1 protein-coding gene is annotated in these 875 nt (G+C 57.1%); it reads left to right on the top strand.

Going from position 1 to position 875, the window contains the following annotated elements; genetic code table 11:
- Positions 1 to 59 precede the first annotated feature (59 nt).
- A protein-coding gene (locus HF327_RS21835; RefSeq protein WP_198462443.1) for an IS5 family transposase occupies positions 60 to 868 on the top strand; the annotation gives its coding sequence in 2 pieces (ribosomal slippage) (positions 60 to 387 and positions 387 to 868; 810 coding nt in all).
- The last annotated feature ends 7 nt before the right edge of the window (positions 869 to 875 follow it).

Here is an 875-nt window from a genome sequence, read left to right as displayed (position 1 = left end):
AGAGCGGCTAACGCTACTTCAGTTTGAAGGCTGCAAATGCATTTATGCTTCGCAGCCTCATGTCCCGTGCCCCCATCAGCAAAGAGTTGTGGCAACAACTGCAACCCCTCATTCCCCCGTTCATTGCATCCCGCAAAGGCGGTCGTCGCCACCGAACCATCAGTGATGAAGCCGCATTCAACGGCATCTTGTTTGTGTTGCACACAGGCATCCCATGGGAAGACCTTCCGCAAGCATTGGGCTATGGCAGCGGCATGACATGCTGGCGACGACTGCGCCAATGGAATGAGACAGGCGTATGGGAGCAACTGCATCAAGCCATGCTGGTGCGTCTGCGTGAGCATGACCAGATCGATTGGAGCCGAGCCAGCATTGATGGCTCCTCGGTGCCAAGCCCCCGGGGGGCGAAGAAACAGGCCGGAACCCCACAGATAGAGGGAAACTCGGCTCCAAACGGCACATCGTTGTAGATGCTCAAGGCATCCCACTGGTCGTCTTGGTCAGCGGGGCTAACAGGCATGACTCGATGTTGTTTGAGCGGTGCATAGATGCCATCCCTGCAGTCAAAGGTTTGCCGGGGCAGCCACGCAAACGTCCAGGAAAATTGCATGCGGACAAAGGCTACGACTACAAGCGTTGCCGGGAGTACCTGAGGCGTCGAGGAATCCTGATTCGCATCGCAAGGCGTGGCATTGAGAGCAGTGAAAGGCTTGGCCGTCACCGCTGGGTCGTGGAGCGCACTCATGGGTGGTTTGCAGGCTTTGGCAAGCTGCGCATCCGGTTCGAGCGACGCCTGCAGACCCATGAAGCGCTGCTGAAATTAGCTGCAGCGATTATCTGCGGGAGGTTTGTTGATCGGTTGTGTTAGCCGCTCT

It is taken from the genome of Comamonas suwonensis, assembly GCF_012844455.2.
Classification (GTDB): domain Bacteria; phylum Pseudomonadota; class Gammaproteobacteria; order Burkholderiales; family Burkholderiaceae_C; genus Comamonas; species Comamonas suwonensis.
Note: the sequence above shows the minus strand (reverse complement) of the source record. Positions and strands in the feature narration are given on the sequence as shown.